Origin of the sequence: Citreicoccus inhibens, from assembly GCF_019039035.1 — a bacterium.
GTDB lineage: Bacteria > Myxococcota > Myxococcia > Myxococcales > Myxococcaceae > Citreicoccus > Citreicoccus inhibens.
Genome location: NZ_JAHNZT010000049.1, coordinates 38,936 through 46,177, shown reverse-complemented (window position 1 = coordinate 46,177; position 7,242 = coordinate 38,936). Strand labels below are relative to the sequence as shown.

Here is a 7,242-nt window from a genome sequence, read left to right as displayed (position 1 = left end):
GGGGCGGGCGGGCACGGGCGCCGCCGGAGCAGGCGCGGCGGGAGCGCGGGGCGGCGGAGGCGTGGCCACGGGAGCGACCGCCGCCGTGGGACGAGGGGCCGGGGCAGGCGGCGCAGCGGCCGCGGCGAGGGCGGGATTCGCGCGCAGGTATGCCTCGCGGCGCTCATCCTGGCTGAGCACGTTGTGGGCTTCGGTGAGGCGGCGGAAGATTCGCTCCATCCGCGCGCGGAAGCTGCCCAGGTTCTTGCCGAAGTACCGGTCCGGGTGGAAACGCCGCGAGGCCGTGTAATAGGCCTGCTTGACGTCCGCGGCCGTGGCGCCGGGCGCGATGCCGAGGACGGCGAAGTGATCCATCGTGTCGAGCGAGCGCTCCAGCTCGATGATCTCCTTCTTCCGCTCGGGCTCCAGGTCCACCTGCTCGGCCATGGCGGCATCCACCGTGGGCGCGGGCTGGGCTCGCGGGACGATGCGCGCGGGCACGATGGCGCCCTTGGCGCGCAGGGACAGGAGCGCGGCGATGGTGTGCGCCTCGCCCAGGCTGGAGCGCGCCAGCACCGAGTCGATGCGCTCCACACGGCCCACCAGCCCGAGCACCAGCCCTTCCTCCTGCGTGAGCTGGAGGCGAGCGGTATCCAGGTGGGGCACCGTGGCCACGTGGTCTGTTCGGGCCCCCAGGCCGACGATCGAGTTGGGCTCGCTCAAGTGAGGATCCAAGGCAGCTTGCCGGGTCGCAGAGTGTAGGAGTCCGGAACGCGGGGCGTCAAACACCCAGGCCCTCGCCCCCGAGGACTATCCCCCCAGCTCAGAGGGCCGCCAGGACGCGCTCGAGGATGCCCAGGGCCTCGTCCAGCTCCGCGTGGGTGATGATGAAGGGCGGCGCGAAGCGCACCGTCGTCTCGCCCGCGGCGTTCACCAGCAGGCCCTCGGCGCGCAGCCGCGCGATGATGGGGCCCGACTCCTGCCCCACGTCCACGCCCATCAAGAGGCCTCGGCCTCGCACCGCCTGGATGCGGCCCGCGGGCAGGCGCGCCTGGAGCGCCCGCGCCCGCGCCAGGAAGTACTCGCCCTTCTCGGCGACGGACTGGAGCATCGACGGCTCGCGCAGCGTCCGGACGACCACCTGCGCGGCGGCGGCGGCCACCAGGTTGCCACCAAACGTGGTGCCATGCGTCCCTGGCGCGAGGCTCGGCGCGAGCGCCTCCTTGCACAACATCGCGCCAATCGGCAGGCCATTGCCCAGGGCCTTGGCCACGCTGATGGCGTCCGGCTGGATGCCCTCGTGCATGAAGGCGAAGGGCTTGCCGGTGCGGCCCATGCCCGTCTGGATCTCATCCACGAGCAGCAGCAACCCGTGCGCGTCGCACAGCGCGCGCAGCTCCGCGAGGAAGCCCTGCGGCGCGACCCGCACCCCACCCTCTCCCTGGATGGGCTCCACGAGGATGGCGGCGGTGCTGGGGCCCACGGCGCGGCGCACGGCCTCCAGGTCGCCATAGGGCACGTGGCGGAAGCCCGCGGGCAGCGGCTCGAAGCCCGCGTGGTACTTGGCCTGCCCGGTGGCGGTGACGGTGGCCAGCGTGCGGCCGTGGAAGCTCTTCTCGAAGGAGATGACCTCGAAGCGCTCGGGCGTGCCTCGGTCCTTCATCACCTTGCGCGCCAGCTTCAGCAACGCCTCGTTGGCCTCCGCGCCCGAGTTGCAGAAGAACACGCGCGGCAGGCCCGCGAACTCGGTGAGCATCGCGGCCAGGTCAATCTGCGGCTGCGAATAGAACGCGTTGGAGACGTGCCAGAGCGTGTCGAGCTGCGCCTTCGCCGCCGCCGTCACCTCCGGATGGCAGTGGCCCAACGCGCACACCGCGATGCCACCGATGCAGTCCAGGTACGCGCGCCCATCCGCGTCCCAGACGCGCGTGCCCTGGCCACGCACCAACGCGAGCGGCTGCTGCTTGTAGTTCTGCAGCAGGTGACGCTTCGCCTTCTGGATGAGGGAGTCGTTGGCGGTGGCTTCGGCTTGCGACAAGGCTTCGTTCCTCGATGCGGACGGGAAGGCGCGCAAGCTAGCGCGCTAGAGGATGTAGCGCGACAGGTCCTCGTCCTGGACGATGGCGCCCAGCCGCTCGCGCACATAGTTGCCGTCCACCTGGAAATCCCGAGGCCCCATCTCGCTGGCCGTGAAGGACACCTCGTCCAACAGTCGCTCCAGCACGGTGTGCAGACGGCGAGCGCCGATGTTTTGCGTGCGCTCGTTCGCCTGCTGGGCGATGCGCGCCAGCTCCGTCGTGGCGTCGTCGGTGAAGGACAGGCGCACGCCTTCGGTGGCGAGCAGCGCGGTGTACTGCCGCAAGAGCGAGTTCTTCGGCTCGCGCAGGATGCGCACCAGGTCCTCGCCCGACAGCGGCTCCAGCTCCACGCGGATGGGGAAGCGCCCTTGCAGTTCGGGGATGAGGTCCGCGGGCTTGGACACGTGGAACGCGCCGGCCGCGATGAACAGCATGTGGTCCGTCTTCACCTGACCGTACTTGGTGTTGACGGTCGACCCTTCGACGATGGGCAGGATGTCGCGCTGCACGCCCTCGCGCGACACGTCCGGCCCGCCCGCCTTCGAGCCCTCGCGGCTGGCGATCTTGTCGATCTCATCGATGAAGACGATGCCACTGGACTCGGCGCGGATGAGCGCCTCTCGCTGGACGCGGTCTGGATCCACCAGCTTCTGCGCCTCCTCGGCCTTGAGCACCTGGAGCGCCTCGGGCACGCGCACGCGACGCCGCCGCGTGTTCTTCATGCCCGGCATGTTCTTGAACAGGTCCTGGAGGTTGACGCCAATCTCCTCCATCCCCTGCCCCGAGAAGCCCTTGAGGAACGTGGGCGAGGACTCGCTCGTCTCCACCTCCACGTACTGATCATCCAGCGTGCCCGCGCGGAGCTGCGCGCGCAGCTTCTCGCGCTCGGACTCCCCCAGGCGCGAGGGCGCGGGCGGAGGCGGCGGCGCGAAGCCAAACGGCGGAGGCGAGGCGGGACGCGGGGCCGAGCCCCCGTTGTGGAGCAGCTCCATCAGCCGGTCCTCGGCCAGTTCCTCCGCGCGCGGCTTGACCTTCTCCGTCTCCTCGTCGCGCACGAGCGCGAGGGCTGCCTCCACGAGGTCGCGGATCATCGACTCGACGTCGCGGCCCACGTAGCCCACTTCGGTGAACTTGGAGGCCTCCACCTTCACGAAGGGCGCCTGCGCGAGCTTCGCCAGGCGGCGGGCGATCTCCGTCTTCCCCACGCCCGTGGGCCCGATCATGATGATGTTCTTCGGATAGATTTCATCGCGCAGGTCGTCGGGGACCTGCTGACGGCGCCAGCGATTGCGCAGCGCGATGGCGACCGCTCGCTTGGCGGCGTTCTGGCCCACGATGTAGCGATCCAGCTCGCTGACGACCTCGCGGGGCGTGAAGGCGGACATCTTGCGCGTTTCTGCCACGGGAGACCTCTCAGAGCTCTTCGTAGGTGACGTTGGAATTGGTGTACACGCAGATGTCCGCGGCGATGGCCATGGCATGCGTGCAGACATCGCGAGCGGGCAGCTTCGTGTGATCCAACAGCGCGCGGGCCGCGGACAGCGCATAGGAGCCGCCGCTGCCCACCGCGGCGATGCCATGGTCCGGCTCGATCACATCGCCCGCGCCCGAGAGGATGAACGTCTTCTCCCGGTCCGCGACGATGAGCAGCGCCTCCAGGCGGCGCAGGTACCTGTCGGTGCGCCAGTCCTTGCCCAGTTCCACGCACGCGCGCGCCAGGTTCTTCTGGTGCTCCTTCAGCTTGGCCTCGAAGCGCTCGAACAGGGTGAAGGCATCGGCGGTGCTGCCCGCGAAGCCCGCGAGCACCTGCCCCTCTCCGATGCGGCGCACCTTGCGCGCCGTGTTCTTCATGATGGTCTTGTCGAGGCTGACTTGTCCGTCGCCCGCGATGACGACCTTTCCGTCGCGCCGCACACAAAGAATGGTGGTGCCGTGGAACATGGTCCAGGGGATCTAACAAGCCACCCCGTCCGCTACCAGGAAACACCGAGCCGCTGTCCGCTCGCGCACCCTACGCGCGAGGGTGCGCGGCGTCATAGACCTCCTGCAACTGCTCGAAGGTGACGTGGGTGTACTTCTGGGTGGTGGACAAGCTGGCGTGGCCCAGCAGCTCCTGGATGCTGCGGATGTCCGCCCCTCCGCCGAGCAGGTGGGTGGCGAAGGAGTGGCGCATGGCATGCGGGCTGACCCGGCGAGCCAGCGCGCACTGGAGCACGTAGTCGTCCAGGTGGCGGGCGATGCTCCGAGGCGTCAGGCGCCCCCCCCGGAAGTTGAGGAACATCGCGTCCGGCGCTTGAGCGGGCCGAGGCAACGCAAGCAGCTCGCCCCGCCGCGCCAGATAGGCCTCCAGCGCGCGGATGGACTGCGCGTTGAGCGGCACGAGGCGCTCCTTGCTGCCCTTGCCCATCACCCGGACGATGCGGCTGCTGCGGTCCACGTCGAGCAGGTCCAGGCCGCACAGCTCGCTGATACGCAGGCCGCCGCCGTAGAGAATCTCCAGGATGGCCTTGTCGCGCAGCCCGAGCACGGACGCGAGGTCCGGCATGTCGAGGATGGCGAACACCTCCTCCACCGGCAGGACCTTGGGCAGCGTCTTGGGCAGCTTGGGACTCTTGACCAACTTGGCGGGGCTCGCCGACAGCAGCTTCTGGCGCACCAGGTACTTGTAGAAGGACTTGATGCTCGCGAGCCGCCGCGCGCGGCTCGACGGTGCATGGTCCACGCTCAGCGTGCCCAGATAGCCGCGGATGGCCGCATGCGAGCCGGCCAGGAGCGACAGCTTCATGCGCTCGACGAGGTAGCGCTCGTAGTCCACCAGGTCGATGAGATAGTTGCGCACGGTGTGCGGCGACGCGCCCTTCTCGTCCTCCAGATGGGCGCGGAACTTCTCGAGCAGCGGCGACAGGTTCGACATGGCGGACTCCGAGCTACGGCTTGGGCGCCGCGGGAGGCGCGACGAGCGGCGGCGCGGGCGGCATCTGCTGCGGCAACAACGCGCGGCACATGTCCTCGGACAGCCAGCCATGCGTGCACAGGTATGCGGTGAGCGGCTCGCGGACCTGCCACAACAAGACGAAGAGGATGGCCAACGTCAGGCCCGCGCGAGCCCACCACGACATGCCCTCGCGCTCATCGTCCTCGGGATCGCGGTGCAGCGCGCTGCGCACCACGTCCAGGTGATCCACCCGGGCCTGCGCCGGAAGCCTGGGCCTGCGCGTGACGAGCGCCGACAAGTCCGACGTCAGCATCAAGCGATCGTTCAGCGCCCACCCTGAACCTTCCAGCAACAGCGCGAGGTTGCGGCGGCGCAACTTCAGCCACCCCAGGAGCCCCGCGGGCCCCATGACCACGATGGCGATGAGCGTCACCGCGGTGACCAGGTCCACCAGCGTCAGCGCCTTGACCTGCGTCAGGATGAAGGCCAGCGACGAACCCAGGGCCGCGAACGCGATGCCTCCCGCCGCGAGCACGCCCGCCACGCCTCCCGCCGGAGCAGCCGCCGCGGGCGCGGCCGGAGTCGGGGGCGGCGGAACGGCGGCCACTGTCTGGGTGTAGCCCTTCTCCAGCGTCGCATCGAAGGTCTTCTCCCCCGTGGACGCGAGTCCCTCCACCTTCGAGGTGATGAAGGTGCCGATGCGCGCGAACGGCATCGTCATGGACTCCCACAGCGACACGGGCTGCCGGATGACCTGCGTGACGGTGGCGTCGTGCTCCTTGCCATCCACGTCGTAGAAGACGCCGCGCTTGCCCACCCCCAGCTCGGTGCTGCGCCCGCGCGTGACGGGCACCGCCACCTCGTAGCTGGCGCCGCCCTCCTTGGGCGCCACGCTGACGTAGAGGATGCAGGTGGTGCCCTGGCCCGTGAGCGCCGCGTGCTGCGCGCGATCCTTCGCCAGCACCGACAGCATGTACTTGCGGCCGGCCATGATGAGCGTGCCCTTCTCCACCAGCGCCCGCCGCTTCGGCAGGTACAGGTCGGGCATGCTGATGAAGTTGTTGGCGAACACGAGCAGCCAGCGCTGGTACAGGATGATCCGCTCCAGCTCATCGATGGCGCCCAGGGTGCCCTGGAGCGCCAGGTCCTCGCGGCTCGCGGCCTCGATGGCGTCGAGGTCCTCGTCGCGCACGCCGGGCAGCAGCTCCACGTGCTTCTTCAGTGGGCTCGCCTCCAGCGTGTCATTCCACGCGAGGACAGCGCTCGCCTTCGCGCTCAGCTCGCGCCACGCCGTGTCGGTGAGGCGCTCGCCATCGCCCAGGAGCGGCACGACCACGTCGCGGCGGAAGGACTCCAGGCGCTCGTAGGCGGGCCCCCGGAACAGCTTCGCCCAGGTGAGCACGCCCGAGGACTCCGGCGGGGCCACGGGCAGTTCGTCCGCGGCCTTGCCCAACGCGGTCAAATCTCCGAGCGCGCCCTCGACTCGCTCCGCGCGCAGCCGCAGGCTCGCCGCCGCCTCGGGCTGCGCGGCCACCAGCCGACACTGCAGGAAGTAGCCGTCCAGGAGCGGCGCCACCTCGCGCACGCGCCGGGCCCGCTCCAGGCTGGCCTCCCCCCATGAAAAGAGGCCCGCGCGCTGATCCAGATGCGCGAGCAACGCCGTGCGTGCCTCGCGGAACCGCTGCACCGCGGCCACGTCGATGCCGGGCTTCCCCGCGCGGTTCTTCACCTCGGGGAATGAGGACTGGATGGCCTCGCCCAGCGGACGCAGGCGCTCGGGCAGCGACGCGGGGGCCACGAGCCCATCCCCGTTCTTCCCCGCCTCTCGCAGCGCCTTGTCGCTGGCGCGCACCTGCTCCAGCGAGATGCGCGTCACGTCCGGCGCGTTCAGCGTCTGGAGGATCATCCGCGCCGCGTCCTTCAGCGCCGCGCCGGTGTCCGAAACAGCACCCAGCTCCAACACGTCGCTGGAAGCGTCCGCCCCACGGCGATCCTTCAGCCGCTGCGCGATCCACTCCACCGCGGCGCGAACCTCCTCGACGCGGATGCGGCCATTGCCATCCGAGTCCACGAACTTGAGGAAGCGCGCATCACAGCTCAGGCCCTCCAGGGGGCAGGCCGTGGCGATCCACTGGGTGGCCGGGATGCGAACGGCCTCGGTGAGGACATCGAAGGTCGGGATGTCGACCTGAAGCGAGCCGCCATAGCGGCGATAGACGAGCGAAGTCATTCCGCCGGGGAACACAGCAC

At 69.9% G+C, this 7,242-nt stretch carries 6 protein-coding genes; all 6 read right to left on the bottom strand.

The genetic code is table 11. The annotated features are described in order from the left end of the window. A partial coding sequence (locus KRR26_RS33255) for a J domain-containing protein (RefSeq protein WP_217081789.1) occupies positions 1-702 on the bottom strand: 702 nt, incomplete at its 3' end. Between the two features lie 100 nt (positions 703-802). After that, positions 803-2,017 (bottom strand): aspartate aminotransferase family protein, encoded by a 1,215-nt coding sequence (locus KRR26_RS33250; RefSeq protein ID WP_233577070.1) that lies wholly within the window; start codon positions 2,015-2,017, stop codon positions 803-805. Positions 2,018-2,062: 45 nt separating this feature from the next. Then, positions 2,063-3,460 (bottom strand): ATP-dependent protease ATPase subunit HslU, encoded by a 1,398-nt coding sequence (hslU, locus tag KRR26_RS33245; protein ID WP_120206822.1) that lies wholly within the window; start codon positions 3,458-3,460, stop codon positions 2,063-2,065. 10 nt (positions 3,461-3,470) lie between these two features. Beyond that, positions 3,471-3,998 (bottom strand): ATP-dependent protease subunit HslV, encoded by a 528-nt coding sequence (gene hslV / locus KRR26_RS33240; RefSeq protein WP_120206823.1) that lies wholly within the window; start codon positions 3,996-3,998, stop codon positions 3,471-3,473. A gap of 70 nt (positions 3,999-4,068) precedes the next feature. Further along, positions 4,069-4,971, bottom strand: a complete 903-nt coding sequence (locus tag KRR26_RS33235; RefSeq protein WP_217081788.1) for a tyrosine recombinase XerC — start codon at positions 4,969-4,971, stop codon at positions 4,069-4,071. Between the two features lie 13 nt (positions 4,972-4,984). After that, complete coding sequence (locus KRR26_RS33230) at positions 4,985-7,222, bottom strand: kinesin (protein ID WP_217081787.1); 2,238 nt, start codon at positions 7,220-7,222, stop codon at positions 4,985-4,987. Positions 7,223-7,242 lie beyond the last annotated feature (20 nt).